Genomic DNA, 23,538 nt, shown 5'->3' on the forward strand with positions numbered 1-23,538 from the left:
TCACCCTGGAACCGGCGCATCGGCCACGTCCTTGAAAAAATGTGATGGTCGGATGCCTCCGCCATTCCGGGCGGAGCGAATCCAGCGGATCAACGGGTGAGGTCAGGCTTTGGGAGGTCGCGCCGGAGGTTCGACGAGGGCAGACGGCAGACGGTTTTCCTGGAGAATGAGGTGCGACAGTTCGCGAGATGAGAGGTCAACGCGCCAACCGCCCGCCTTCTCGTCATGCGCCAGGATCGTGGAGGAGCATATCAGCGCCAGGGGACACTTGTGGCCGCACTCGTTCTTCTGAACGGGTTGTTGCTCCGGGCAGCCGGACATGTCGTCGGAGTGTTCCATCCCCGGCATGGCTTCCATTTGCATGTCCGATGAAAGCACCATGGCGCTCGCCGCCGTGCTCACGCTCACGGGACCGAGCACGACCCCGAGCAACGCCAACAGACAAAGAAAGCGCCGGAGCGCGGCAGCAGCGAACATGCGCTTATGCTTGCATAGCGCGACGTTCATTGTAAGGCGGTCACGGAAAGTTGCGACGGACAACCGCATCAGTCGCCGTCTACAGCGCCGCGCGTCTAATCGGACGTCATCCAATCCGCACAGTCGTTTCGGAGACGAATTCGAAGGTAGGAATTGGTAGATTTTCCGGTGCTGGTCCCTTGCGGACGCGGCCAGCGGTGTCGTAGTGCGATCCGTGGCAAGGACAGAACCAGCCCCCGAAATCACCCGCCTGTCCCAGAGGCACGCAGCCCAAATGCGTGCAGACCCCGATCATCACGATCCAGTTCTCCTTCCCCTCCCCGGCGGAGCGGGCGAGATCGGTCGCAGGCTGGTCGTCGGCAAGATTGGCGTTTCGCGCGATGGGGTCCTTGAGCTCCTTAAGGGCGGTCGCATTTGCCGCTTCGACCTCCTTGGTGGTCCTATTTCGAACGAAAACGGGGCGGCCGCGCCATTTGACTGTCAGCGACATGCCTTCAGCGAGCGAGGATACGTCCACCTCGATGGTGGCCGTTGCGAGTGTCGATGCATCGGGGCGCATCTGATCGATGAACGGCCACGAGGCAGCACCAACTCCCACCACCCCGGCCATGGTCGTCACCAAATAGAGAAAATCACGTTTGGTTGGCTCTTCTGGTTCGTCTATCGCCACAGGAATAGTGCCTCCTTACGGCGCTTAGCTGGTCCCCGCTTCAAAAAGTCCTTGGATCGTCTTGCTGTACCGAAACGTGGTGAGAACGACGATCAGTCGAGAGACGCTTTGCTTAGCCATTATACGTCCAGGGCCAAAGCGATGGAATTGAGAACGATCAGAACAGAATTTCTCACGGATCCGACCTGGAGGAGGCGGATTTTTGCCCGCGAACAGGACCACTCGTTTGGGTCCGGGCAATACCTAGCTTTCGGGCGATCGGCTTGTCTTGACTCGTCCGCCGACCCGTCCGTAGTGAATGAATGGCAGCTCAGTCCTGCAGAGCCGCTGTCCGGCTCTCCAAATTGGACTTCCGCTCACCACCCATTCCGACGCTCGCGAAGAGAGCCATATATCACGCCGGTGCGGGAGGCTCCTTCAAGCCGCCTCCATCGCTTATCTTTGCTGTTTGTGCCTTGTAGGCGATGCTCATCTGCGAATGACCGACAAGACCAGGCTGCAACCCTCAGATCGCGAAGGCCTATGGCGACGGGCCCGTGCAGGCCTATACCGCGGCCACACCGGGCTGAAAAAGCGAGGTCGGCGACCTATCGAAGGCGTTCTTCTCCGCATGCCCGTAAGCATGAGGACGCCCCCGCGAGCCCCTACGGCCGCCAGCCGCCGCTGACGACGAACGGCGCCAGCGTGCCCTCCGCCATCGCCACGCTGCTATAGGCCTTGAGGCGCTGGCCGTCGGAAAGCACGAGGTCGAGCGCGAAGCGCTCCCCTTCGAAGACGCAGGAGACCGTCCGCATCGCGATCCCATCGGTGCCGACGTGCACATGTTCCGGCCGGATCAGCACGTCCGCAAGCGGTCCCGCGCGGACCTGCCCGCGATCGCCGAGCGCCTGGCGGAGCAACGGCCAGTCCAGCTGCCGCCCGGCATTCTCGGGCAGTCTCAGGCGCAGGATGCTGCCGCGGCCGATCAGGCCGCCGACCACCCTACCCTCAGGCCGCGCATAGATCTCGGCCGGCGGCGCCACTTGCAGGATCCGGCCCTCCGCCATCACCGCGACGTCGGTCGCAAGCGCCATCGCTTCCGCCTGGTCGTGCGTCACATAAATCATCGTCGTGCCGGAGCGCTCGTGAAAGGCGCGGAAGATCTCTTCCATGGCCTTCCGCAAATGCTGGTCTAGATTGGCGAGCGGCTCGTCGAGCAGCACGACGTCCGGCTCGGTGACGAGGCAGCGCGCCAGCGCCACCCTCTGCCGCTGGCCGCCGGAAAGTGCGGTCGGCCGCCGCTCGGCGAAGTCCTGAAGCTTGACGAGCGCCAGCGCTTCGGTGACGCGCCGGCGGCAAGCCTCGCCGGAAGCGCCGCGCACCTTCAGCGGATAACCGACATTCTCCGCCACGCTCATATGCGGCCAGAGCGCATAGGACTGGAACACCATCGCCATGTTGCGCTTTTCGGGCGGCAGCGAAAAGGCGGCATCCGCAAGCCGCCGCTCACCGAATTCGATCAAGCCATCCGTCGGCTGCTCGAAAGCTGTGCGATCTTTCGGCTGCGGTCATGAGCTGACCAAAGATGTTGCCTGATCCGCCCGCTCCCAAACGGGAGCCTGACGTTTGACTGAATGCTAGAGGTGACTTCTGGAGACGCCCAGCGTCCTGGGGGAATCGGCGCGCTTTGGAACAGCGGCTTCGGAGGCCGTCCGTGATCTTGGAATGCAGATTTGGTGTGGGTCCGGAACGGCAGCTATCCGGCCTACGCAGCTGATAGCTGACCGTCCTGAAACGGCCCCACTCACGACGTTCGACGTGGTATCCCCAAGCGTCCGGAAAGTCCGCTCTTCGGCCGTGCAGTTTGCCCGCAGCGATCGGCACTGTTGAGCCCGGTCCAGTCATTCCCGCCACGCTTCGCGGACGACCGCTGTGCGTCATTCGAGACCGACAGCTGCGACCCCGAAAGCTGCCACTTCTCGAGCTTGTCGCCTAGCGGATGCCATTGGTGAAAAGGCGACATTCCAGGCGCGTCTTGCCGACGTAGCGCCAAAAGCATGCGATGTCGGAGAATATCTCTACCTTCATCGGTTAAACTCCAATTCCGTCCTTGAGTGTTGATCTTCTCTCACCAACCCTCACGAGGTAATCGAGCTTTCCGATATTCAGGCCTTTGTGCCGAAGAATTGCGTATGCGATCGTGACATGGAAAAAGAAGTTGGGAAGAGCGAATTCCAACAAATAGGACCGACCGTCGAAGGTTATCCAGCGACGGCGCAGATTGATCTTGATGATCCTGGCCTCGCTGCCAGCGAGTTCGATCGGAGATATCGACTGGAGCAATTCCACCGTGACGTCGATGCGCTGCCTCAGTTCACCGAGAGTCGCCTCTGTATCTTCGAACCGCGGTACCTTCCGACCGGCAAGCCCCATTACGCCGCCCTTGGCCGTGTCGCTTGCCCGCTGAATTTGGCTGCGGAAGGGATCCATGTCCGGCGCCAGGCGAAACTCGACCAGGTCATGTTCCACCATGCGCCCTAAGGCGACGAACTCCTCAGCCCTGGTCAGCAGCCCGCGCAGGGCGTCGAGTCCGCTGAGGAATTCGCATACAGACGCATCGTATACGGAAAGCGGCGCAATCTCCTCGGCCATCTGAGCAGCCGAGGTCATCACGCCAGATACCCTCCGTTGGCGTCGAGAACTGCACCTGTGACATAGCTCGCGCCGGGCGAGGCAAGGAATAGGATCGCGGCGGCGACCTCGTCTACCGTGCCGATCCTGCCGAGCGCATGCAGATCAGTGATGCTCGGCGGCAGCTTGTCGGCCGATCCAGCCGCCATGTCAGTCGCCATGATGCCTGCCTGAACCATGTTCACGGTGATTTTCCGCCGACCGAGATCGCGGGCCACACCCTTCGAGTAGCCGATCAAGGCGGCCTTCGTTCCAGCGTAATCTGCCGTGCCGGGGAAACCGGCGCGGGTTCCAACGCCCGATCCCACCGAGATGATGCGACCGCCTTCCGGAAGCACCTTTGCGGCAGCGCGGATGTTCGCGACCACACCTGCGACGTTGATCATCCACTGCCGATCCATTGCCGCGTTGTCGATTTCCGGATCGTCGATCGTCTTGCCTTGCCACGCGACCGCGGCGTTGTTGACGAGAATGTCGAGCTTCCCGAAGTGCTCGACGACCTTTCCAATCAGGGCAGACGCCGTCGACGGGTCACCCTGATCGGTTTTAACGGCAAGCGCTCGCACGCCCTTGGCTTCCAGGCCGGCAATCACTGCAGCCGCCTTATCGTCCGAGACCACATAGCTGATCGCGACATCGGCGCCTTCGTTCGCGAAGGCTGCCGCCGTCGCTGCACCAAGACCGCGCGAGCCGCCAGTAACCAGGGCGACTTTGCCCGCGAATACTTTGCTCATCTGCAACTCCATGAAAGTTCAGCGCCTGCCGGTGTCACCAGAGCAACCGCTCGTTGAGGTAAAAGAAGCCTCCAGTCGGCCCGCCTCGGGCAGTGACGAGAAGATGACCGTCGTGCGGGTCCCCTCGGTGAGATCGAGGTCGGCGACCACGCCGCCCATTTCGCTGCGAACCCAGCCAATGGATTGCATTGACCTTGATGTTCGTGCCCCGAAGCTCCTCGCCAAGCTGAGGCTTGCCCGGCTCTCCGGCCACCCACCCACTTCACCCGTCCCCGCCTGCTCATGGACTTCCGGCCCAGCGAGCGGCGTGTGCCATGTTCGTTCTCCGGTTCGCTCGTGGCTCAAATCTGGACGTGACCGCCGTCGACAAAAAGCTCGATGCCGTTGACGAAGGACGCGTCGTCCGAGGCAAGGAACATCACCGCCTTGGCGATTTCTTCCGGCTTGCCGATACGGCCGGCCGGAATAAGGCTGGCGAGGTAGTTCTTGGTGTTTTCGGCGCTTTCGCCATTGCCAAAAAGCTCGTCCACACCCGCGGTGTCGGTCACTCCGGGGCTGATCGCATTGACCCGGATATGGCGATCCTTCAAATCGAGAATCCAGTTGCGGGCAAAGTTGCGGATGGCGGCCTTGGTCGCAGAATAGACGCTGAAGGCAGGCGTGCCGGAGATGCTGGTCGTCGAGGACGTGAGGATGACGGAGCCGCCGTCGCGCAACAGCGGCAGCGCCTTCTGCACGGTGAACAGTACACCCTTGACGTTGGTGTCGAAGGTCTTCTGGTAGTGCTCTTCGGTAATCGCGCCGAGGGGGGCGAATTCGCCGCCGCCGGCATTGGCAAACACGATGTCGATGTGGGAGTGCTTTTGCTGGACGGCATCATAGAGCCGATCTATATCGGCCAGTTTGCCCATGTCGCTCTGGACGCCGGTCACGCGACCGCCGATCGCCTTGACGGCGGCCTCCAGCGCCTCCTTGCGGCGCCCGGTGATGAACACCGACGCGCCCTCCTCCGAGAAAGCTTTCGCGGTGGCCAGGCCAATGCCGCTCGTGCCACCCGTTACGACCACAACCCTGTTTTCGAACTTCTTTGTCATTGTCCTGCTCCTTGTGTCCGGCGTATTGCCGTTGACAAGAAGATGGCAGTAGAACGCTGATGCAAACAGTGAGCAAAAATGCTACCCAGCGTTCCAAAGGAAGAACGATGACGCGATACGACCTGAACGACTTTGTCTACTTCGCCGAAGTGGTTGCGCATGGCGGGTTCGCCGCTGCGGGGCGCGCCCTGCGTGAGCCCAAATCGAAGCTGAGCCGACGCATTGCGGGACTCGAAGCGCGGCTCGGCGTTCGGCTGATCGAGCGCTCAAGCCGCCGCTTCCGTGTGACGGATGTCGGCCAGTCTTTCTACGAACGATGCAAGGCGCTGGTCGCGGAAGCCGAGCGGGCGGAAGCGCTGGTGGCCGAGGCTCAGTCGGAGCCGCACGGGCTGATCCGCATGAGTTGCCCGACTGGCCTGGTCGAGTCCATCACAGGGCTTTTGAACCAGTTTTTGGAGCGGCACCCAAAGGTGCGCCTCCAACTCATCGCGATTGACAGACCGGTCGATTTGATCGAGGAGCGTATCGATGTTGCCCTGCGCGTACGCACCTCGCTCGACGGCGACGCCTCGCTGACCATGCGCTCGCTGGGCAGCTCTGTCCGCATCCTTGTTGCCAGCCCCCAGATTGCTAGCGGAATCACCGGGATCGATGATCTCGGCAACCATCCGACACTCGCGAGCAACGACGAGTTGGGCGACGTCGACTGGCATCTGGAGATCGAAGATGGCCAGAGACATATACTAAACCACGCTCCAAGAATGAGTTGCGCCGACTTCACGGCCGTGCGCGCCGCGGCAGTGGCGGGACTTGGCGTCGCACTCCTGCCGGATCACAATTGCCGCCAAGCGCTGGATGAAGGCAAGCTCGTGCGCGTCCTGCCCCCATGGCGTGGCGTACGAGGTCTGGTGCATCTCGTGTTCACGACGCGCCGTGGCCTGCCACCTGCGGTGCGCAAGTTCATCGACTGTCTGGCTGCCGGATTTCCGGAAGACGCGCTGGCGCGATGATTTGTTTTTGCTCCCTACATCCGGCGAAAGGTCGAACTGCGGGGATTGCGCCAACAGGAGCCGACCTCAAGCCTCCAATGCGCCGACGTGTCGAAAAACTCCACGAAACGACAGTCCGTGCAACTTCCGCTGAAATGGAAATTCTCGAAGGCGCCCTGCGAAATTGATTTACGCTATAGGAGAGCGCCGCGATGTTACGCAAAACTAATTCAATGGGCGGGTTTCGAAGGTCCCCGCAAAGAGTTTCTCAACACCATCCGCCAAGAGCAGTCGATCTCAGGATCTATTCTGACCCTCCCACGAGTATGATGCGGTGCCGCCTCTCTTTTCATTCCCAATCTCGATCAGCGATAAGTCGTTGGTCAGGGTAGTTACGCGGCCTTTTGAAGGCTCACGTAGCTGATCAGGTCTTCGATGGTCACGAGCAGCAGATTGTGCTTCTCCGCGAACCGGACCAGATCGGGCAAACGCGACATTGTACCGTCGTCATTTGCGACCTCACAGATGACACCAGAAGGCTTCAGTCCCGCAAGTCGTGCAAGTTCTACAGCCGCCTCGGTGTGCCCAGGACGCGCGACAACACCCCTGGGGTGAGCACGCAGCGGAAAAATATGTCCTGGACGCGCGAAGTCTTCAGGACGGGATTTTTCGTTCAGGAGAGCTTGAACGGTGGCAGCGCGGTCGGCTGCGGAGATGCCAGTCGTTGTGCCAGGGATGTAATCGACCGAAACCGTAAAAGCAGTCTTCAGCGAGTCTGTGTTGTTGCTGACCATCAGAGGGATATCCAAAGCATCCAACTGTTCACCCTCCATGGCCACACAGACAAGTCCACGAGCGTGGTTCATCATGAAGGCGATATGCTGGGGTGTGACGGCCTGCGAAGCGACAACGATGTCGCCTTCGTTCTCGCGATCCTGATCATCAACCACGACGACCATTTCACCTCGGACGATTGCCTGAACTGCATCTTCAATTTTCGCAAAGGTCATTCTTCTGCCTTTCAAGGGTATGCCGCTTTCGCGGCACTGGTCAGCGCATTCGGAAATGCGCCCAATTTTCCCTTGGGCGAACAAGTGACACTGCCCCCATAACGGGGGCACCAGCCACGTTGTCCTCTTCCATCCGGACTATACCGTCGGCCCCGGCATCTCACCGGGTCTGCTGACCCTTCGTCTAGCGACGAAAGCGCTCGCGGGCTCCAGGAACTTCCTGATACCGCCGGTGGGGAATTTCGCCCCGCCCTGAGAACAAGTCGAAAATAGGCGCGACGCGCATGGAATTTCAAGAATGAATCCGCCAACAATTATCCGGAATGCGCAAAAGCATCCCGGATAGGTCTAAAACTCACGACATGATCAGTCCGCGTCGACATTTATGGTCTGACCGGTGATGTAGGCGGCGTTCATTTGCTTGGCGGAAATCGAAACCATTGCGTCGTTCTCGGCCGCCTATCCCGGATGCCGATAGATGGCTTACACAATCGACTGACCGGTGGCGGCCCAGTCCTTGTGAACCGCTCAAGGCCCTTGTCCGTCAGTACGTTACGCAAATGATGGCCATTCATTTGCCAGTTTCCCGCAACCAGCTTCCTGCGCATTGGGATCACCAGCAGCAGAAGCCGCCGTCGACCAGTAGATCAACACCGGTGACGAAGCTTGCAGCGTTCGAGAGCAGAAATACTGCTGGTCCAACCATTTCATCGACCGTCGCCATGCGTTGCATCGGTGTCTGCTCCTCGAACAGCTTGGTCTGGTGCACCATTTCCGGTCGGGTGTTCATCGGCGTGGCCGTATAGCCGGGACTGATCGCGTTGACGCGGATGCCGCGCCCGACCCATTCCATCGCCATCGACTTCGTCATGTGGATCACGCCGGCTTTCGAGGCGTTATAATGGCACTGGCGGAGACCACGATTGACGATCACGCCGGACATCGAGGCGATATTGAGGATCGAGCCGCGGCCGTTCTTCAGCATGGCGCGCGCCTCCGCCTGGCAGGAGAGGAAAACGCCCTTCAGATTGATGTCCATCATCGTCTGGAATTGGCTTTCCTCCATCTCCTCCGCCGGGTTGGCATTGGCGATGCCGGCCGCATTGACGGCGAGGCTGAGCGGACCAAGTTCCGCCTCGGTTCGGGTGACCGCTTCGTTGAGTGCGGCGCCACTGGTCACGTCCGCGGCGATCTGGATGCTGCGGCGCCCAGCCTTTGCGATGAAGTCGGCGGTGGTTGCGAGGCCATCGTCGGTACGGCGGTCGAGCAGCGCGACATCCGCTCCGCATTGTGCGAGGCCTATGGCGATGCGCTGGCCGATGCCGCTGCCCGCACCGGTCACGAAAGCGATGTTTCCGGAAAGATCGAACAATCTCGGCGCGTTGAGAGTGATCTCAGACATAAACATTCTTCCCCTGTTCAGATCGTCGCCAGTTCCATGACGGAGACGTCGTTTGCGTCCTCACGGTTCAGGATGCCCGCCTGCTTTCCCTTGGCCATGACCATGACACGGCTGGATACACCGAGTACCTCCTCGAGGTCCGAACTGACCACGATCACGGCGACGCCCTGCCGGGCGAGGTCCATGATGAGATTATAGATCGATGATCGGGCGCCCACATCGATGCCGCGCGTCGGCTCGTCCAGCACGACGACCTGGGGCTTGCGGGCCAGCCACTTGGCAAGCACCACCTTTTGCTGGTTGCCCCCGGAAAGCTCGCCCGCATTCTGGCCGCCGCGGCCCTTGACGCCGAACCTTCTGATGTAGCCCTCGGCGAACTGTTGGATGCGGCGCGAGGAGAGCCAACCGCTGGGCGCGATCTCGCCGAGATTGGCGTAGCCGATATTCTCCGCAATCGAATGATCGAGCACCACTCCCTGAAGCTTGCGGTCCTCCGGCACGAGAACGATGCCATTGCGGATCGCGTCGATCGGGGAGCGAGGCGTAATGGCCTTGCCGCGCAGGAGCACTTCCCCGCCGGAAATGGGATCGGCGCCGGTGATGGCGCGAACCAATTCGGTGCGCCCGGCGCCCATGAGGCCGGCAATGCCGAAGACCTCTCCCTTGCGTACGAAAAAGTTGATGTCGCGAAAAGCGTTGGAGGGGGAGGAAAGACTCCGCACCTCCAGCGTCACCTCATCCGTGGGTGTCGGAAGCGCCGGGAACATGCGCTCCAGGGAGCGGCCAACCATCGCCTCGACAATGGTGCGGATCGGCACGTCGCCGCTGTCGAACTCCTGCACCTTGGCGCCGTCACGCATGACGACGATACGGTCAGCAATTTGACGGATTTCCTCGAGGCGGTGTGAAATGTAGATGATGCCGACCGCATCCGCCCTCAGCCGCTCGATCTGCTGGAAGAGAAGCTGAGTCTCTTCGCCACCGAGCGCGGCGGTCGGTTCGTCCAGGATGAGGAGGCGGGCATTGAGCGTCAGCGCCTTGGCGATTTCGATAAGCTGCTGCTTGCCGGTCGAAAGCCCTTCGACGAGGCGATCGGGCGAGATATCGAGGCCGAGCCGGTGAAGGCCGCTGCGTGCCCGATCCTCCATCGCCTTGCGGTCGATCCGGCCCGCCTTCATCGGGTAGCGGCCGACGAACACGTTCTCCGCAATGGAAAGTTTCGGAAGCAGTTTCAGTTCCTGATGGATCATGCCCACCCCTTCGTCCATCGCGGCGCGGGGATCGGCGGGAGTGTAGCTCTTGCCGAACCAGGTCATTTCTCCTGCCGAGGGCTGAACGGTGCCGGAAATGATATTCGACAGGGTCGATTTTCCGGCACCGTTTTCACCGAGCAGCGCCACGACTTCTCCCGGATAGATGTCGAGATCGACACCGTGAAGAACCTTGATCGGGCCGTAGGCCTTCTGGACTCCACGGAGCGACAGGATGGGAGAGCGGGTCGTCATGGCGCTGCTGCCTTTCGGGTCTGAATCCGGGTTACGGATGGCTCTTCACGAATTCCGGCGCGTTCTCACAGGTCGTCAGAACGGCGTTCGGCGTCTGGCGCTCCTCGACCTTCTGGCCGGCGGCGACGGCAAGCGCGGATTCGACCGCGAGGACGCCCATCTTCTGCGTGCTCTGGGTCGCGGTGGCGATGAACGGACCCTTGCACTTGGCGAGATATTCGAGAGCCGAGACGTCGCCGTCATAACCGCCGATGATTACCTTGTCAGAGAGGTTGGCGACGTCGACGGCTTTGGCCGCACCCATGGCGAGACCGTCGGCCTGACCGAAGATGATCGTGATGTCCGGATTGGCCTGCAGCATGTTCTGCGCGATCGAGAAGCCCTCGTCCGCCGACCACATGTTGCTCCACTGCTGGGCTACAAGCTCGACGCCCTTGTTCTCGTCGATTGCGCGCTTGCAACCGGCGAAGCGGTCGACTTCCGGGGTCGTGCCCTTCTGGCCATGGATGATCGCCATCTTGCCGGAACCGCCGGCCTTCTCGATGATGTACTTGCAGACGGCATAGGCGGATTCGACGCTCTCGCCGGCAATGAAGGTATCACCCGGCGCGCCTTCCGGAACGCGGTCGACGTTGATCACCGGAATGCCAGCCTCGCGGGCAATGCGGGTCGGCACGGCAGCGGCAGCGGCGCCGGCCGGGATGTAGATGAATGCGTTGATGTCCTGGGTCATCAGGTCCTGCACCTGGCTGACCTGGGTGTTCGTGTCGTTCTTCGCGTCGACGACGACTACATCAATGCCCTTTTCCTTGGCATGCTTTTCGACGCCGAGCTTGATCTGGTTGAAGAAGTCGGCCTGGAGGTTCGGAACGGCAAGACCGATCTTCTTTACCTCCGCAGCGGCGGCTGGAGACGCAAGCACCACAGCCGCGGTTGCTGCCGTCAGTAGTTTGGACAACTTCATAGTTTCTCCTCCGAGTTGTTTGGTGGCTTCCTGTCCTGGCAGAAGGGACCACCTACCCTTTTTGTCGGCCCGCACCATTGCTGGCCGTTTTTCGAAGCCCAGCCGCGCGCGCAGGCGGGGCGAGTAATCGCTACTTCCGTTTGCGGTAGGTCTCGGCGGTCACGGCAAGCACGATGACGCCACCGATAATTACTTGCTGCATGAACGGGGAAACGCTGAGCAGGTTGAGACCATTGCGCAAAACGCCGATGATCAGCACGCCAATGATGGTGCCGCCGATGCCCCCAGTGCCGCCGGAGAGAGAGGTGCCTCCGATGACAACCGCCGCGATGGCGTCGAGTTCATAGGAGACGCCCGAAGACGGTTGCACCGAGTCGAGGCGTGCCGCGAGCACCATGCCGGAAAGACCGGCGAGCAAGCTCGACACGACATAGACGAGCACGGTTGCACGGTTCACATTAATGCCCGCGAGTCGAGCAACTTCGGCGTTGCCGCCGATCGCATAAAGCGAGCGCCGCCATGGCGGTAGCGGAGATAGAGCAATCCGACGATAAAGACCACCAGCATCACGGCTACAGTCAGCGTCAGGAAGCCGCCAAAACGGACGATCGCCATTGTATTAAACCAGGCGGGAAAGCCGATGAGCTGCTGTCCGTCGGTGATCATGTTTGCAAGGCCGCGCGCAATCGACATCATCGCAAGCGTCGCGATAAATGCCGGCACGTTGAAGCGCGTTATGAGCAGCCCCGCGACAAGGCCGTTAAGTGAGGCAACCAGCAGCGCGAGTGGGATGGCCAACCACATCGGCACGCCGGCCATAATGTTCAGATAACCAAGCACCATCATCGCCAGCGCCATGACGGAGCCGACCGCAAGATCGATCCCGCCGATCAGGATGACCAATGTCATGCCTACGGCCATGACGCCAAGCACCGTGATCTGATCGAGCACATTGAGGAAGTTCCGGACCGACAGGAACTTGTCACTTGCGAAGGTCAGGAAGACGCACAGGGCGATGAGACCAATCAAGGGTCCGGTTGCACCCCGCAACGAGGGCAGCATTCTTCGGCCGACCACATCGTGTGTTTTGACTAGCGCCGCCATAAGCTCTCCTTCTCCAGCTACCTGCAGGCTCCTCCCGCTGAAGCTAGCATAAATATTCAGCCTCGTTTGCAAATTCATACATTAGCATTAATCGGCGTGTCAACGCATATTCGCGGACCCACGGAAGCCGCCCTCGCGTGAGGATTGACGCTTGACAATGCCGCTCAATCTGCAAACATATTTACTAACGCATAAATATTCATTGAGAGGTAACATGCAGCCGAACGATCTCGATCGGATCGCACGACAGATACGCCTTCGCGATCTGCAGGCGGTTTTCGAAGCCGGCGCCGGCCATATCGGCGGCGAAATGTCCGCCATCGACATTCTGACGGCGCTCTATTTCCGCGTGCTGCGCATCTGGCCTGACCAGCCGAAGCATCCGGAGCGTGACCGTTTCGTGCTGTCCAAGGGCCACGTGGCGCTGGCGCTCTATGTGACGCTCGCCAAGCGTGGCTTCATACCGGAAGAAGAAGTCGGCACATTCCTCAAGCCACATTCCCGCCTGAACGGGCACCCCAACTGCAACAAGGTTCCGGGCGTCGAGACCAACACAGGGCCGCTCGGGCACGGCCTGCCAGTTGCAGTCGGCATGGCGAAGGCCGCCAAGCTGACCGGCGCGAATTACCGCACCTATGTCATGACCGGCGACGGCGAGATGCAGGAAGGATCGAACTGGGAGGCGATCGCATCGGCCGCGCAGTTCGGCCTCGACAACCTGACCCTGATCATCGACCACAACCGCTTCCAGCAGGGCGCGGCGCTGAAGGACACCAACAACCTTGCTCCCTTCCCCGCCAAGCTCGAAGCCTTCGGCTGGGATGTCACCGAGATCAACGGCAACGCCATGGACGAGATCGTGCCCGCGCTGGAGCACCGCGGCGAACGCCCGCACTGCATCGTCGCCCATACCAATAAGGGCCACGGCATTTCCTTCATGCAGGACAAGGTCGACTGGCACCACAAGGTGCCCAATGCGGAACAATTCGAAATAGCCGTGGCTGAGCTTTCGGAGGCCCTGTGATGAAGGACGTGATAACCTCCCCCAAGCTGCACGATTGCCGCGACGCCTTCGTTGCGGTGCTGGAGCGCCTCGGCGCGGACAACCCCAGGATCGTCGCTGTCTGCAACGACTCCGTCGGCTCGTCCAAGCTCGGCGGCTTCAAGTCCAAATGGCCGGAGCGGCTGGTCAATGTCGGCATCGCCGAACAGAACATGGTGGGCGTCGGCGCGGGCCTTGCCAATGGCGGGCTGCTGCCCTTCGTCTGCGGCGCCGCCTGCTTCATGACCGGCCGCTCCCTGGAGCAGATCAAGGCCGACATCGCCTATTCCAACGCAAACGTAAAGCTCATCGGCATTTCTTCCGGCATGGCCTATGGCGAACTCGGTCCGACGCACCATTCCATCGAGGATTTTGCCTGGACCCGCGTGCTGCCGAATCTGCCCGTGATTGCGCCCTGTGATTCGATCGAAACGGCCGCGGCCGTGGAATGGGCGGCTCATTACGAGGGTCCGGTCTTCCTTCGCCTGTCGCGCGTCGGCGTCCCGGATCTCCTTCCGCCGGACCACAAATTCGAGTTGGGCAAAGCCAACCTGCTACGCGACGGCGGCGACATCACCCTTGTCGCCAACGGCACACTGACCCACCGCATGCTCAAGGCGGCCGATATCTTGGCCGAACAGGGAATCGAGGCGCGAGTCCTCAACATCGCGACGGTCCGGCCGATTGATGTCGAGGCGGTGGTGGATGCCGCCCGCGAAACCGGCGCCATCCTGACGGCCGAAGAACATTCCACCTTTGGCGGGCTTGGCTCGGCAATTGCTGAACTCGTGGTGGCCGAAGCGCCAGTGCCGATGAAGATCCTCGGGGTTCCGGGCATCTTTGCCCCCACCGGTTCGGCCGAGTTCCTGCTTGACGAATTCGGCATGTCCCCCGCCGCCATCGCCGAGGCGGCCGTCGCATTGATTGCACGCAAATCTTCCCGCGCATGATTGTGCCGGTTTAGATTTCGTGCCGGGCGCGGCAACCCTCCCTGTAGCCGCGCCCCCAACTTCTGCCTGCCGGAGCCACCATGACAACCGCCATCCTCGCCATCGACCAGGGCACCACGAATTCCAAGGCCGTGCTCGTTTCCACGAGCGGGGAAATCCTGTCACGCGGCACCTCTCCTGTTGGCATCGAACATCCCCAGCCCGGCTGGGTCGAACAGAGTCCGCTGCGCATTTGGGAATCGGTGCAGGAGGCGATCGCCGCCTGCCTGCAAGCAGGCCCCGTTGTGGACGTCGTCGGCATTGCAATCTCCAATCAGCGCGAATCCGTGACGGTGTGGGATGTCGCCACGGGAGAACCGCTCGGTCCGGTGGTAAGCTGGCAGTGCCGCCGTAGCGCTCCGGCATGCGCCGAACTGATCGCGGCGGGTCATGGCGCCCGTGTTCAGGCGCTTACCGGACTTCCCATCGACCCGATGTTCCCAGGCCCGAAGATGAAGTGGTTGCTCGACCGCGCGCCCGCCGGTCACAGGGTCCGGCTCGGAACGATCGACGCTTGGCTGATCCATTGCTTCACGGACGGCGCGGTTCATGCATGCGATGCCGCCAACGCCGCCCGCAGCCAACTCTACGACCTCAACGGACAGGTCTGGAGTGAAGAACTGTGCGGCCTTTTCGGTGTGCCGAAATCCGCCCTGCCGGAGGTACGCGACAGCGCCGCGCGTTTTGGAACTACCAAGAACGTGCCGGGCCTCCGGGATGGTATTCCCATCGCCTCCGCCATCGGCGACAGCCATGCCGCCCTCTTCGGCCACGGGGCGTTCAATCCCGGCGATGGCAAGGTGACCTTTGGCACCGGCTCTTCGATCATGACGACCCTGCCCCGCTTCATCGCCCCAAAGCGGGGCATTACCACGACGATCGCGTGGTCGATCGCCGGAAAACCAACCTATGCGTTCGAGGGCAACATTCTCGTCTCGGCCGCCGCCCTGCCCTGGGTGGCCGAGATGCTGGGCCTTCCGGATATACAGGCGCTCACCGATCTCGCCGCAACCGCTGAGCCTGGCGGGCCGGGCTTCGTGCCGGCCTTCGTCGGCCTCGGTGCGCCCTACTGGTATGCTGATGCACGAGCACTGTTTTCCGGCATCACCTTCAACACGACCCGCGCCCAGATGGCCCGAGCGGTAACGGATTCCATGGCCTTTCAGGTCCATGACGTCTTCAAGGCGATGTCCGATCAGTCGCCGACGCCGCTCGGCCGCCTCTATGTCGACGGCGGGCCAAGTCAGAACACTTTCCTCATGCAATGCGTGGCCGACACGCTGAACCACGTCATCATCCAATGCGACGCGCCCGAGGCCTCCGCCCTGGGCGCAGCGTACCTCGCCGGCCTTTCGCTGGGTATCTGGTCCGATCTGGCCAAGATCGCGGCCCTGCGCCGCGGCGGTAATCCCATCGCGCCGCGTGCTTGCGATGCTGCAGATCGCCTTCGGGTTTGGCAGGACGCGATCTACCGCTCGACCGTTCGGGGTTCTTCAACTATGAGTGAATAAAAATTCACCCCCCCGGAGGACCACATGGGACGGCTCAACGAGCTGCGACTGATCGCCCGAGTTGCGCAGATGTACCATATCGAAGGCAAGCGGCAGGCGGAAATCGCCGAGGGCATGCGCATGTCGCAAGCCACCGTTTCGCGCATGCTAAAGCGGGCCGAGCAGGAAGACATCGTGCGCACGACAGTCATCCCGCCGCCCGGGACATTTACCGAGCTCGAATCCGCGCTGCGCGAACGCTATGGCCTAACGGAAGCCATCGTCATCGACTGTTCCGAGGACCGCGACGGGGCGATCATGGCCCGTATCGGCGAAGCCGCAGCCCACTTCCTCGAAGTCACCCTGCAGCAGGACGAGATTGTCGGCGTCTCGAGCTGGAGCCAGACCATTCTGCGCATGGTGGACAATATCCACCCGCTCAAGAACGCTAAGGCCAAGTACATCGTCCAGATCCTCGGCGGCATGGGCGAGGCCTCGGTGCAGACCCATGCCACACAGCTCATGGCCCGTCTGGCACGGCTCACCGGCGGTGAGCCGCGGCTCCTCCTCGTCCAGGGCATCACCTCCTCGCGCGAGGCAAAGCTCGTCATGCTGGCCGACCCTGTCGTACGTGAGACGATGGACCTGTTCGGATGTCTCAGCCTTGCCATCGTCGGCATCGGCGCGGTGGAGCCGTCCGAACTCCTCGCCCGCTCCGGCAACGTCTTCTCCCGTCAGGAAATGGCGATGCTGCACGAGGCGGGCGCCGTTGGCGAGATATCCTACCGGTTCTACGACAAGGACGGAAAACCGGTCGAAACGCCGCTCAACGAGCGCGTCATCGGCATTTCGCTGGAGGATCTCCGCAAGACTGACCGGGTTATCGCACTGGCGGGCGGAGAATCGAAAACCCAAGCCATCGCCGGCGCCCTGAAGCTCGGCATCATCGATGTGCTTGTCACCGACAAGTTCACTGCAGCTCGGCTCACGGCCTGATCTTACCCGAGATCAGCCCTCGGCCTGCTGCGTATTATGGAGAAGACAGACATGAGACGTTTCGCAGGCCAGACGGTTTTTGTCACCGGGGGGAACAAGGGCATCGGGCGCGGCATCGCCAAGCGATTTGCCGACGAGGGCGCAAAGGTCGCCATCGCCGCAATCGAGAAGGATACGCCTGCGGCCGCTGAAGCGATTGCAGAGGAAACCGGTGCCGAGGTGATCGGCCTTGCGCTGGATGTAACGGACGCAAAGGCCGTGCAGGAGGCCTATAGCGAGGCTGAGACGAAGCTCGGTGCCATTTCCGTCTCTGTGCAGAATGCCGGCGTCATCACCATCGCCAAGATCGAGGATCTCACCGAGAGCGAATGGGACCTCAACCTCGACGTCAACACAAAGGGAGTCTTTCTCTGCTGCCAGGAGGCGATCCGTCGCTTCCGCGCCAGCGGCACGAAGGGCCGCCTGATCAACACCGCCTCCGGCCAGGCGCGCCAGGGCTTCATCTACACGCCGCACTACGCCGCCTCGAAATTCGGTGTTGTCGGGTTGACACAGAGCCTTGCCAAAGAACTCGCTCGCGAGGGCATAACAGTGAATGCAATCTGCCCCGGCATCATCCATACCGAGATGTGGGACTACAACGACCGTGTCTGGGGGAATATGCTCGGCGAGTACGGACCCGGCGAGCTCATGGCCGAATGGGTCGAAGGCATCCCCATGGGCCGCGCCGGCACCCCCGCCGAAGTCGGCGCGCTCGTCGCCTTTCTCGCGTCGAACGATGCCGCCTACATCACCGGCCAGACCATTAATGTCGATGGCGGCTTGATCATGTCGTAGGGGCAACCAGTTCGAGTGAACCGAATCGAGCGCCGACAGTGTGCGCACGCGGTGAACCTGGCATTCTTCTCAGGCCAATTTGGATTGAGAAGGCTGCCATCGCTGCAGCCTCGCGAAAAGTCTCAGAAGGAGCGGTTCAGTCCCCCACGTCGGAGCCAACGAACGCCTTAGATCAGCGTCCTGCCCTCCGAATGCGCGCTATTCTGCATTGACGGCCTCGTACGAAGCGAAGGATACCGCCGATGACCGCTTCCTTCCGCAAAGCGGCAATCCAGTCGCATCGCAGTGAAATTCCGGTCACCACCCACCTGTGCCGCTGACGGCGACACCTGGAAGGACCGGATTGGGTGGACAGCAGAAGTTCAAGCCGCAAAAAACCAGCTACCGCTGTCTCGATGAAAGCAGACTTCCACATTTAGGAGGAGCCGCACGTCCTTGCACGCCAGCTTTGTAGCGGCGGCGACAGCAAACCGGCAGCCCCGCCAGCGTTACACAACATCTTCGCGCCGCTTCGCGAAGGGAATTCATGAAAAGATCGTCGCCGCTGGCAAGCGCCCCGATGCCTTGGTGCTGGTTACCATGGCATGGGCAAGCTCAGTTGGCGGATATTCGATGCTGAATGTCATTCCGTTGGGATACAGCCAGATCGATGGGCGCTAAGACTACTTCGAGGCAAAGCTGTGCCCGCCGAAGTCGAGCTGACATAGAGTGTCCGGGCGTTTGATCCGCCCCTATGATTGCTGGCGGGGGCGTAGCGCGCCGCGGAGCGTTCTTACGCCGGAACGTTTCGCCCCGCGGTCGTCGTTGTCGATCCCGCCCCCTCGGTGACATGCCTGCGCATATAAGCCTGGGGACTGCTGCCCATCTCGGTGCGGAATGCGTAAACGAAAGCGGATGTCGAACCGTATCCGAGCTCCATGGCGACTTGTGTCACACCCAGCCCACCGCCCAGAAGCTCGATAGACCGAAAGAGCCGCAAACGCCGTCGCCATGAACGCAGGCTCATGCCCAGCTCCGTGTTGAAGCGGCGCGCCAATGTCCGAGGCGAGATGTTGAGCGCCTGCCCCCATTCCTCCGGACTCCGGTTATCTGTCGGGTCCAAATAGAGGGCCTCGCAAAGCGTCGTCAATGGCGCGCCTCGCGGCCACGGCAAAGCCGACGGCAGCGGCTGGACCCGCACAAGCTGATCGAGGATGAGGGTGGTCACCCGGCCTGCATAGCCATCCCAATCTTCCTGCCCCTCAAGTTCCGTTGCCTCGACGATCAAGGCCTGCAGCAATGGCGACATCATGAAGATCGTCGGCACTTTCGGCAGGTTCGCGCCGGCCTCATCCGCAATCCAGAGGCTGCGAAAAACCGCGCCGAGAAGCGAACCGACCCGATGCACGACGCCGGTCGGCAGCCACACGGCTTGATCCGGCGTGATCACGAACGACTCCTTTTCCGTATAGACCGTCAGCACTCCGGAGATGGCATAGACCAGTTGGTGCCACGTATGTGAGTGCTCCGGGAAGTAATGGCGCGCCGGGATGGATTGCGCCCGCACCGTGAGCGGCTCAGGAGGGCGAAGTCCTGATGGGGTCGTGATTGGCTGCCAGTTCATCGTGACGCTCCAATTTTGGCAGCTATTCTATATCGAATGTCGGTCCATTGAAATACAGCCAAATCGAATTCCGCTAACTTACCCTCACATCAAATGCCAATCGCCTCTCGACCGACGTGGGAACCCTCGCGCCGGACCCATGTCCTCATGCCTTGTGAAGCCGGATGTCAGAAATTACCGCAAGCAAAGTCCTCGAACCTGCTGCCTCATCCCATTACGACTCCGCGCGCGGAAACCTTGCGAGGCTGACGATTGCGCAGGCGCTCGGCGGCGCGAATTCCGCTGTTGTCTATTCCACCGGAGCGATCGTCGGCAATACGCTCGCGCCCACCCCGGCACTCGCCACAATGCCGATATCGATGTTCGTCGTCGGAATGGCGCTCTCGACACTGCCCGCAGGCGCAATCGCGCAACGTTACGGTCGCCGTACGGCTTTTTTGGTCGGGACAAGCTGTGGTGTGCTCGTCGGTATTCTGGCGGCGATCGCGGTGGTGATCGGTTCCTTCTGGCTCTATTGCGCCGCGACGCTCTTTGGGGGCGTCTACGCCGCAGTGGTACTTTCCTTCCGCTTCGCGGCGGCCGACTGCGTTCCGGCTGAACGGCGCCCACGTGCATTGTCTCTCGTCATGGCCGGAGGTGTTCTGGCCGGCGTGATCGGGCCGCAGCTTGTCAATCACACCATGTATCTCTGGATGCCCTACATGTTCGCGGCGAGCTACCTTGCCCAAGCTGCAGTGGCGGCACTCTCGGCGCTGCTTTTGATCGGAGTTCGGCTTCCGACGCCGACTAAGGTGGAGGCCGCGGGCGGCCGCCCCCTTGGTGTCATCGCCCGGCAGCCACGCTTCATCACGGCTGTGATCTGCGGGGTCGTCTCCTACCTGCTCATGAACTTCCTGATGACCGCGGCACCCTTGGCAATGCAGCTCTGCGGTCTGAGCCAAGAGTCCTCCAACCTCGCCATTCAGTGGCACGTGGTTGCCATGTATGCCCCGAGCTTCTTCACCGGGCGCCTGATCACGCGCTTCGGTGCACCCCGCGTGGTCATGACGGGCCTGGTGTTAACGGGCATCTCCGCGGCCGTCGGGCTGACGGGGGTGGATGTGGCGCATTTCTGGATCACCCTCATCGTGCTCGGTGTCGGCTGGAATTTCGGTTTCCTCGGTGCGTCGGCCCTGGTGCTCGAATGCCATCGTCCCGAGGAGAAGGCGCGCGTCCAGTCGCTCAACGACTTCGCCGTGTTCGGAATGATGACCCTCGGCTCGTTTCTTTCCGGGGGGCTGCTGACGGCCTACGGCTGGAACACCATCCTCGCGCTGTCCTTCATTCCCCTCGTGCTGGCCCTTCTCGCGCTTGGCGTTACCTATGTGCGCGGGTCGCGATAGGTGCCGACCGCGCCGGGCTTCGGGATGAAGCTGAGGAAGGATGCGGAAGCGCGCATGGAAATAGCCGCGGTCAGTCTGAAATAGGCGATGCGGCACTCAAAAACAGGAGGAATGAACAGAACACAGAAACAGCATTCAAATTCACGTTCGGTAACAAAACCAATGGGGAACGAAAATGAAGAAATCTCTATTCCTGCTAACACTTAGCGCAGTCGCTCTACTGTCCGGCACGGCAATGGCGGGCACGCTCGACGAGGTAAAGGCACGCGGCAAGCTCAACTGCGGCGTCAGTTCCGGTACGTCGGGCTTTTCCGCTCCCGATGCCAAGGGCATCTGGCAGGGCTTCGACGTCGCATTCTGCCGGGCAGTGGCCGCGGCCGTGCTCGGCGACCCGATGAAGGTCGAGTTTGTTCCGACCACAGGCCAGACCCGCTTTACCGCCTTGGCTTCCGGCGAGATCGACGTGCTGTCGCGCGCGACGACCTGGACCTTTTCGCGTGACACCGACCTGAAGCTCACCTTTGCAGGCACCAACTTCTACGACGGGCAAGCCTTCATGGTGAAGAAGGAACTCGGCGTGTCCTCCGCCAAGGACCTCAACGGCGCCACCGTCTGCATCCAGTCGGGCACCACGACCGAGCTCAACCTCGCCGAATATTTCCGCATCAACAAGATGAGCTACGAGCCGGTTCCGGTCGACTCGAGTGCTGAAGGAGAGCGTCAGTATCAGGCGGGAGCGTGCGACGTTTATACCAGCGACGGCTCCAATCTCGCCTCCGTCCGCGCCAGCTTCAAGAACCCGCCGGACCACGTCATCCTGCCCGAAATCATCTCCAAGGAGCCGCTCGGGCCGATCGTCCGTCAAGGCGACGAGCAGTGGGCGGACATCGCGCACTGGACGCAGAATGCGCTCTTTGCCGCCGAGGAACTGGGCGTGACCAAGGCCAATGTGGACCAGCTTGCAGATGCTTCGGACGATCCGGAAATCAACCGCCTTCTCGGTAAGGAAGGCGATCTCGGCAAGATGCTGGGGCTTGATGCCGACTGGGCCAGGCGCGCCATCGCGGCCGGCGGAAACTATGGCGAGATCTTCGCCGCCAACCTTGGAGACGACACGCCGATCCGCCTGGAGCGGGGACTCAATGCGCTCTGGACCAAGGGCGGTCTGATGTACTCTCAGCCGTTCCGGTGAGAACCCCATGAGGCGCGCGGCTTAAGGCCGCGCGCCCTTCCTGACGAAACGCGATGACAGCGCTCATTCCGCCCGAATTTCGCGCGGGCGAAGACTGTTGCGACGGACTTGCAGGGATTTCGCCAATGGCAAACGCAATCACTTTTTCCAACCGCGAGCCGCACCGTGCTTTTCGTCTGAGCATGCTGCTCAACGATAGCCGGTACCGCTCCTACACGATCCAGATCTTCGTTCTGATGTGCCTCATGCTGGGGATCGCCTGGCTGGTGGACAACACGGTCCGCAATCTCGCGCTTCTAGGCAAGGATTTCTCCTTCTCGTTTCTATGGAGCACCGCCGGCTACGACATCAACCAAAGGCTTATCAACTACGACACCCAGATGACGCACGGCCGCGCAGCGCTCGTCGGGCTTTTGAATACGGTGGTCCTCGCTGTCCTGTCCTGTGCTCTGGCCACGATCATCGGCGTCGCTGCGGGCGTGTTGCGACTGTCCGGCAACCCGATCGTTGCGCGGTTGATGACGGTCTATGTTGAGGTCTTCCGCAATATTCCGCTGCTGCTCTGGATCCTGGTCTTCGGTGCGATCATGAGTGAAGCCGTGCCCGCGCCGAATGCGTTCAAGGGCGAGAATGCCACGGCCAGCATGATCTTCGGCGCAGTGGCCATTACCAATCGCGGCGTCTTCGTACCCGAGCCGCTGTTTACCCGCGACCTCGGGACGCTCAATCTCGGGATCATTCAGCCAAGCTTGAGCGTCGTCGCCATCGTCGTGGTCGTGATCTTGTGTTGGCTCGTCCATCGAGGACTGGTGCGTCATGCCGAACGGGTACAGAGCCAGACCGGCGTCAGACCGGTGACCTGGTGGAAGACCATCACCGTCCTTTCCGGTCCGCCACTCCTGCTTCTCTGGGCGCTGGGCTTTCATCTCGGCTATCCCGAACTGCGCGGCTTTAATTTCCAGGGCGGGCTCCAGCTTCGCAATGCGCTGATCGCCATGTGGCTCGGGCTCGGTATCTATACCGGCGCCTTCATCGCCGAAAATGTGCGAGCAGGCATCCTTGCGATCTCCAAAGGCCAGTCGGAGGCCGCTCACGCCCTCGGCCTTCGGCGGGGGAAGACGATGCGGCTGGTGATCCTGCCGCAGGCGCTCCGGGTGATCGTGCCGCCGCTGATCTCGCAATACCTCAACATCACCAAGAACACCTCGCTCGGGTTGGCGGTGGGCTACATGGACCTGCGCTCGACGCTCGGCGGGATCACCATCAACCAGACCGGCCGCGAACTCGAGGGCATGCTGCTGCTCATGCTGATCTACCTATCGCTGAGCCTCACCATCTCCGGGTCGATGAACGCCTACAATGCCCGGGTCGGGCTGAAGGAGCGTTGA

Annotated in this window: 21 protein-coding genes, 2 pseudogenes and 1 riboswitch; of the genes and pseudogenes, 10 read left to right on the forward strand and 13 right to left on the reverse strand. The window is 61.4% G+C overall.

Annotated features, from left to right (window positions below; translation table 11 throughout):
- Positions 1-102 precede the first annotated feature (102 nt).
- From J2Z31_RS26085 to J2Z31_RS26115, 7 genes and pseudogenes are all read right to left on the reverse strand, one after another.
- Positions 103-477, reverse strand: a complete 375-nt coding sequence (locus J2Z31_RS26085; RefSeq protein ID WP_234939669.1) for a hypothetical protein — start codon at positions 475-477, stop codon at positions 103-105.
- A 106-nt stretch (positions 478-583) separates the two neighbouring features.
- The gene (gene petA / locus J2Z31_RS26090; RefSeq protein ID WP_209606180.1) at positions 584-1,147 is read right to left on the reverse strand and encodes a ubiquinol-cytochrome c reductase iron-sulfur subunit; all 564 of its coding nucleotides are present in this window, start codon (positions 1,145-1,147) and stop codon (positions 584-586) included.
- A gap of 644 nt (positions 1,148-1,791) precedes the next feature.
- Positions 1,792-2,670: pseudogene (locus J2Z31_RS26095) on the reverse strand (ABC transporter ATP-binding protein); the annotation flags it as partial.
- Positions 2,671-3,217: 547 nt separating this feature from the next.
- Positions 3,218-3,796, reverse strand: a complete 579-nt coding sequence (locus tag J2Z31_RS26100) for a DUF1993 domain-containing protein (protein WP_209606184.1) — start codon at positions 3,794-3,796, stop codon at positions 3,218-3,220.
- Positions 3,796-4,551, reverse strand: coding sequence for an SDR family NAD(P)-dependent oxidoreductase (locus J2Z31_RS26105; protein ID WP_209606186.1), 756 nt, complete (start codon positions 4,549-4,551; stop codon positions 3,796-3,798). The genes J2Z31_RS26100 and J2Z31_RS26105 overlap by 1 nt, the downstream gene beginning before the upstream one ends.
- Before the next feature lie 18 nt (positions 4,552-4,569).
- Complete coding sequence (locus tag J2Z31_RS26110; protein ID WP_209606188.1) at positions 4,570-4,740, reverse strand: hypothetical protein; 171 nt, start codon at positions 4,738-4,740, stop codon at positions 4,570-4,572.
- A gap of 152 nt (positions 4,741-4,892) precedes the next feature.
- Entirely contained in the window at positions 4,893-5,645 is a 753-nt protein-coding gene (locus J2Z31_RS26115) for an SDR family NAD(P)-dependent oxidoreductase (protein WP_209606190.1), read from the reverse strand.
- Between the two features lie 107 nt (positions 5,646-5,752).
- Here J2Z31_RS26115 and J2Z31_RS26120 point away from each other — a divergent pair, with 107 nt between their 5' ends.
- Positions 5,753-6,655: a LysR substrate-binding domain-containing protein gene (locus tag J2Z31_RS26120; protein ID WP_209606191.1), complete on the forward strand. Its 903-nt coding sequence runs from the start codon at positions 5,753-5,755 to the stop codon at positions 6,653-6,655.
- A gap of 371 nt (positions 6,656-7,026) precedes the next feature.
- Here J2Z31_RS26120 and ribB read toward each other — a convergent pair whose 3' ends face one another.
- The 5 genes and pseudogenes from ribB to J2Z31_RS26145 form a co-directional block, all read right to left on the reverse strand.
- Entirely contained in the window at positions 7,027-7,644 is a 618-nt protein-coding gene (gene ribB / locus J2Z31_RS26125) for a 3,4-dihydroxy-2-butanone-4-phosphate synthase (RefSeq protein WP_209606193.1), read from the reverse strand.
- A 117-nt stretch (positions 7,645-7,761) separates the two neighbouring features.
- Positions 7,762-7,908, reverse strand: a riboswitch (FMN riboswitch).
- Positions 7,909-8,257: 349 nt separating this feature from the next.
- Positions 8,258-9,046: an SDR family oxidoreductase gene (locus tag J2Z31_RS26130; RefSeq protein ID WP_209606195.1), complete on the reverse strand. Its 789-nt coding sequence runs from the start codon at positions 9,044-9,046 to the stop codon at positions 8,258-8,260.
- Positions 9,047-9,063: 17 nt separating this feature from the next.
- On the reverse strand, positions 9,064-10,551 hold the full coding sequence (locus tag J2Z31_RS26135) for a sugar ABC transporter ATP-binding protein (protein ID WP_209606197.1): 1,488 nt from the start codon (positions 10,549-10,551) through the stop codon (positions 9,064-9,066).
- 31 nt (positions 10,552-10,582) lie between these two features.
- Positions 10,583-11,515, reverse strand: a complete 933-nt coding sequence (locus J2Z31_RS26140) for a substrate-binding domain-containing protein (RefSeq protein WP_209606200.1) — start codon at positions 11,513-11,515, stop codon at positions 10,583-10,585.
- Between the two features lie 130 nt (positions 11,516-11,645).
- Positions 11,646-12,619 (reverse strand): annotated as a pseudogene (locus J2Z31_RS26145) (ABC transporter permease).
- A 214-nt stretch (positions 12,620-12,833) separates the two neighbouring features.
- On the opposite strand from J2Z31_RS26145, the gene J2Z31_RS26150 reads away from it, so the two are divergent.
- The 6 genes from J2Z31_RS26150 (at position 12,834) to J2Z31_RS26175 (ending at position 18,633) form a co-directional block, all read left to right on the forward strand.
- On the forward strand, positions 12,834-13,643 hold the full coding sequence (locus tag J2Z31_RS26150) for a transketolase (RefSeq protein WP_209606202.1): 810 nt from the start codon (positions 12,834-12,836) through the stop codon (positions 13,641-13,643).
- Entirely contained in the window at positions 13,643-14,611 is a 969-nt protein-coding gene (locus J2Z31_RS26155; protein WP_209606204.1) for a transketolase family protein, read from the forward strand. The genes J2Z31_RS26150 and J2Z31_RS26155 overlap by 1 nt, the downstream gene beginning before the upstream one ends.
- A gap of 80 nt (positions 14,612-14,691) precedes the next feature.
- Positions 14,692-16,161 carry an FGGY family carbohydrate kinase gene (locus J2Z31_RS26160; protein WP_209606206.1) on the forward strand — a complete coding sequence of 490 codons (1,470 nt, stop codon included), beginning with the start codon at positions 14,692-14,694 and terminating at the stop codon, positions 16,159-16,161.
- A 24-nt stretch (positions 16,162-16,185) separates the two neighbouring features.
- Positions 16,186-17,136: a sugar-binding transcriptional regulator gene (locus tag J2Z31_RS26165; RefSeq protein WP_209606208.1), complete on the forward strand. Its 951-nt coding sequence runs from the start codon at positions 16,186-16,188 to the stop codon at positions 17,134-17,136.
- Positions 17,137-17,187: 51 nt separating this feature from the next.
- Positions 17,188-17,973: an SDR family oxidoreductase gene (locus J2Z31_RS26170; RefSeq protein WP_209606210.1), complete on the forward strand. Its 786-nt coding sequence runs from the start codon at positions 17,188-17,190 to the stop codon at positions 17,971-17,973.
- Between the two features lie 435 nt (positions 17,974-18,408).
- Positions 18,409-18,633 carry a hypothetical protein gene (locus tag J2Z31_RS26175; RefSeq protein ID WP_209606212.1) on the forward strand — a complete coding sequence of 75 codons (225 nt, stop codon included), beginning with the start codon at positions 18,409-18,411 and terminating at the stop codon, positions 18,631-18,633.
- Between the two features lie 112 nt (positions 18,634-18,745).
- Here J2Z31_RS26175 and J2Z31_RS26180 read toward each other — a convergent pair whose 3' ends face one another.
- Positions 18,746-19,576, reverse strand: a complete 831-nt coding sequence (locus J2Z31_RS26180) for an AraC family transcriptional regulator (RefSeq protein WP_209606214.1) — start codon at positions 19,574-19,576, stop codon at positions 18,746-18,748.
- 164 nt (positions 19,577-19,740) lie between these two features.
- Here J2Z31_RS26180 and J2Z31_RS26185 point away from each other — a divergent pair, with 164 nt between their 5' ends.
- From J2Z31_RS26185 to J2Z31_RS26195, 3 genes are all read left to right on the forward strand, one after another.
- On the forward strand, positions 19,741-20,958 hold the full coding sequence (locus tag J2Z31_RS26185) for an MFS transporter (RefSeq protein WP_209606216.1): 1,218 nt from the start codon (positions 19,741-19,743) through the stop codon (positions 20,956-20,958).
- A gap of 175 nt (positions 20,959-21,133) precedes the next feature.
- Entirely contained in the window at positions 21,134-22,150 is a 1,017-nt protein-coding gene (locus tag J2Z31_RS26190) for an amino acid ABC transporter substrate-binding protein (RefSeq protein WP_209606218.1), read from the forward strand.
- A gap of 125 nt (positions 22,151-22,275) precedes the next feature.
- Positions 22,276-23,538, forward strand: a complete 1,263-nt coding sequence (locus tag J2Z31_RS26195; RefSeq protein WP_209606220.1) for an amino acid ABC transporter permease — start codon at positions 22,276-22,278, stop codon at positions 23,536-23,538.

The organism is Sinorhizobium kostiense, from assembly GCF_017874595.1.
GTDB classification, from domain to species: Bacteria; Pseudomonadota; Alphaproteobacteria; order Rhizobiales; family Rhizobiaceae; genus Sinorhizobium; species Sinorhizobium kostiense.

Excerpts from the sequence above, each read along its gene's own strand:
- J2Z31_RS26085 (WP_234939669.1), bottom strand. The coding sequence starts at position 477 with ATGTTCGCTGCTGCCGCGCTCCGGCGCTTTCTTTGTCTGTTGGCGTTG.
- J2Z31_RS26100 (WP_209606184.1), bottom strand. The coding sequence starts at position 3,796 with ATGACCTCGGCTGCTCAGATGGCCGAGGAGATTGCGCCGCTTTCCGTA.
- J2Z31_RS26105 (WP_209606186.1), bottom strand. The coding sequence starts at position 4,551 with ATGAGCAAAGTATTCGCGGGCAAAGTCGCCCTGGTTACTGGCGGCTCG.
- J2Z31_RS26110 (WP_209606188.1), bottom strand. The coding sequence starts at position 4,740 with ATGCAATCCATTGGCTGGGTTCGCAGCGAAATGGGCGGCGTGGTCGCC.
- J2Z31_RS26115 (WP_209606190.1), bottom strand. The coding sequence starts at position 5,645 with ATGACAAAGAAGTTCGAAAACAGGGTTGTGGTCGTAACGGGTGGCACG.
- J2Z31_RS26120 (WP_209606191.1), top strand. The coding sequence starts at position 5,753 with ATGACGCGATACGACCTGAACGACTTTGTCTACTTCGCCGAAGTGGTT.
- ribB (WP_209606193.1), bottom strand. The coding sequence starts at position 7,644 with ATGACCTTTGCGAAAATTGAAGATGCAGTTCAGGCAATCGTCCGAGGT.
- J2Z31_RS26130 (WP_209606195.1), bottom strand. The coding sequence starts at position 9,046 with ATGTCTGAGATCACTCTCAACGCGCCGAGATTGTTCGATCTTTCCGGA.
- J2Z31_RS26135 (WP_209606197.1), bottom strand. The coding sequence starts at position 10,551 with ATGACGACCCGCTCTCCCATCCTGTCGCTCCGTGGAGTCCAGAAGGCC.
- J2Z31_RS26140 (WP_209606200.1), bottom strand. The coding sequence starts at position 11,515 with ATGAAGTTGTCCAAACTACTGACGGCAGCAACCGCGGCTGTGGTGCTT.
- J2Z31_RS26150 (WP_209606202.1), top strand. The coding sequence starts at position 12,834 with ATGCAGCCGAACGATCTCGATCGGATCGCACGACAGATACGCCTTCGC.
- J2Z31_RS26155 (WP_209606204.1), top strand. The coding sequence starts at position 13,643 with ATGAAGGACGTGATAACCTCCCCCAAGCTGCACGATTGCCGCGACGCC.
- J2Z31_RS26160 (WP_209606206.1), top strand. The coding sequence starts at position 14,692 with ATGACAACCGCCATCCTCGCCATCGACCAGGGCACCACGAATTCCAAG.
- J2Z31_RS26165 (WP_209606208.1), top strand. The coding sequence starts at position 16,186 with ATGGGACGGCTCAACGAGCTGCGACTGATCGCCCGAGTTGCGCAGATG.
- J2Z31_RS26170 (WP_209606210.1), top strand. The coding sequence starts at position 17,188 with ATGAGACGTTTCGCAGGCCAGACGGTTTTTGTCACCGGGGGGAACAAG.
- J2Z31_RS26180 (WP_209606214.1), bottom strand. The coding sequence starts at position 19,576 with ATGAACTGGCAGCCAATCACGACCCCATCAGGACTTCGCCCTCCTGAG.
- J2Z31_RS26185 (WP_209606216.1), top strand. The coding sequence starts at position 19,741 with ATGTCAGAAATTACCGCAAGCAAAGTCCTCGAACCTGCTGCCTCATCC.
- J2Z31_RS26190 (WP_209606218.1), top strand. The coding sequence starts at position 21,134 with ATGAAGAAATCTCTATTCCTGCTAACACTTAGCGCAGTCGCTCTACTG.
- J2Z31_RS26195 (WP_209606220.1), top strand. The coding sequence starts at position 22,276 with ATGGCAAACGCAATCACTTTTTCCAACCGCGAGCCGCACCGTGCTTTT.